Annotated in this window: 2 protein-coding genes; both read left to right on the top strand. The window is 54.2% G+C overall.

Going from position 1 to position 1813, the window contains the following annotated elements:
* The first annotated feature begins 62 nt into the window (after positions 1 to 62).
* A complete protein-coding gene (gene rseP, locus Q0140_RS09975; RefSeq protein WP_297964209.1) occupies positions 63 to 1178 on the top strand; it encodes an RIP metalloprotease RseP in 1116 nt (371 codons plus the stop codon).
* On the top strand, positions 1175 to 1813 hold the full coding sequence (locus tag Q0140_RS09970; RefSeq protein ID WP_297964207.1) for a YggS family pyridoxal phosphate-dependent enzyme: 639 nt from the start codon (positions 1175 to 1177) through the stop codon (positions 1811 to 1813). Before rseP ends, Q0140_RS09970 begins: the two co-directional genes overlap by 4 nt.

The raw sequence follows: 1813 nt of genomic DNA, 5'->3' as shown, positions 1-1813 counted from the left end.
TCTAAGCTTAAAATTTGCAAAATAATAGTAAGCTTAGCCCATTTTTTACAAAGGTCTGAAATTTGAAAAGTATAATTTTAACGCTGGCGATCCTGGCGGTCGGATTTTATTTTTACTCGATAAATTTTATGGTCACCGTGCTGGCGATCAGCTTCCTTATCTTTTTCCACGAGCTGGGGCATTTTTTGGCGGCGCGGGCGCTGGACGTGGGGGTGAACGTCTTTAGCGTGGGCTTTGGAGAGAAGGTCTTTACCAAGCGCATCGGCGCGACGCAGTACGCCATCAGCGCGATCCCTCTGGGAGGCTACGTGAGCCTTAAGGGGCAGGAGGATCTAGATCCCGCCGCGGCAAGCGCGGATTCTGACAGCTACAACTCCAAAGGCCCGATCGCGCGCATAATCATACTTTTTGCGGGGCCGTTTTTTAACCTGCTGCTTGCGTTTTTGATCTACATCGCGCTGGGCTACATCGGCGTCGAAAAACTCGCACCAAAGGTCGGCAAAATTTCGCCAAATTCCGCCGCGGCAAGCGCAGGGCTAATGCTAAACGATGAAATTTTATCAATCGACGGCAAGCAGATCCGCGAGTGGGACGACATCTCAAAGCAGGTAACCGCAGCACCTCTAAACTTAGAAATCATGCGCGGCGGCGAACGGCTGAGCCTGCAGCTTACGCCGAAGCTCGGCGAGAAAAAAACCATCTGGCGCGAGAGCATCAGAGTGCCGCTCATCGGCATTTCGCCCGATTACAACGCGACCGTGACGCTATATCACAAAGGTGCTCGCTCGCTTAGCTTCGCGTGGGATCAGACGGTGGAAGCGTCAAAGCTCATCTTGGTAGGGCTCGAAAAGCTCGCTAGCGGCGTCGTTTCGCCAAAGGAGATGGGCGGCATCGTCGCCATTACGGACATCACCTCAAAGGCGGTCGATTACGGCGCGGCGGTCCTGCTCGCGCTCGTGGCGCTAATATCGGTAAATTTAGGGCTTATCAACCTCTTTCCGATCCCCGCGCTCGACGGCGGGCACATCGCGTTTAATCTCTTTGAGCTCATCTTCCGCCGCCCCGTACCAAAGCGGGTATTCGTGGGCGCTAGCTACGTAGGGATGGGGATTTTAGCGCTTTTGATGATATTTACGGTGCTGAATGATTTCGCTAGAATTTTGGGATTTTATAAATGAGACTGGATGAAATTTTAAAGCGCATTGAGGCTGCGAAAGCAGGCGCGGGCGAAGTGCAGCTCGTCGCGGTGAGCAAAAACGTAGGCACGGATGAGGTGCGCGAGCTGTATTCGCAAGGACAGATCGCGTTTGGAGAAAACAGAGTGCAGGAGCTGAAGCGCAAAAGCGAGGCCTTGCGCGAACTGCCGCTAAAGTGGCACTTCATCGGCACGCTGCAAAGCAACAAAATCAATCAGCTCATCGCTCTGCGCCCGACGCTGTGGCAGAGCTGCAACAGTTGCGAGCTCGCGCTTGCCGTGAACAAGCGGCTGAATTATCCGTTAGATACGCTGCTGGAGATCAACGCCGCGGGCGAGAGCTCCAAAACGGGGCTCGATAAAAACCGCGCGGTGGAGGAGTTTTTGCGCATCAAGCAGGAGTGCAAAAATCTAAATTTAATCGGCGTGATGAGCATCGGCGCGCACGTGAGCGAGCCCGCGCAGATCGCGCGAAGCTTCGAGGTGAGCCGCGAGATCTTCGATGCGCTCGTGCCGCACGGCGCGCGGATCTGCTCGATGGGGATGAGCGATGATTTTGAGCTCGCGATCAAATGCGGCTCGAACATGATCCGCCTGGGTAGAATTTTATACGCCTAG

It is taken from the genome of uncultured Campylobacter sp. (assembly GCF_938045405.1).
In the GTDB taxonomy this organism is placed as follows: domain Bacteria; phylum Campylobacterota; class Campylobacteria; order Campylobacterales; family Campylobacteraceae; genus Campylobacter_B.
The sequence above is the reverse complement of the archived record's forward strand: the minus strand, read 5'-3'. Positions and strand labels throughout refer to the sequence as shown.

Coding starts and splice junctions, on each gene's coding strand:
- Q0140_RS09970 (WP_297964207.1), top strand. CDS start 1,175: ATGAGACTGGATGAAATTTTAAAGCGCATTGAGGCTGCGAAAGCAGGC.